Annotated in this window: 1 protein-coding gene; it reads right to left on the reverse strand. The window is 55.8% G+C overall.

The window, feature by feature from the left end; translation table 11 throughout:
* On the reverse strand, nt 1-233 hold a 233-nt coding region (locus AF337_RS38495), incomplete at both ends, for a gamma-glutamyltransferase (RefSeq protein ID WP_193393702.1).

Below are 233 nucleotides of genomic sequence, written 5' to 3' on the forward strand. Positions count from 1 at the left end.
CTCTGCCATGTCCTTGTTGACGAGCAGGTCGCCGACGTTCTTGAGCGTACCGTCGTCGTGGAAATAGATTTTCCGGCCCGTTGCAGAAAAGCGCAGCTTGTCGAGCGTGTTGGCAAAACCGTCATTCGACTGGTCCTTGGCCCAATACCAGTGCATGTGGTTTCGGATCATGAAACCGTTACGGGCAAGGCGGATAGCCGGCTTGATGAGATCGGCCCAATCGAAGGTGCCGT

Origin of the sequence: Rhizobium ecuadorense (genome assembly GCF_001187535.1) — a bacterium.
GTDB classification, from domain to species: domain Bacteria; phylum Pseudomonadota; class Alphaproteobacteria; order Rhizobiales; family Rhizobiaceae; genus Rhizobium; species Rhizobium ecuadorense.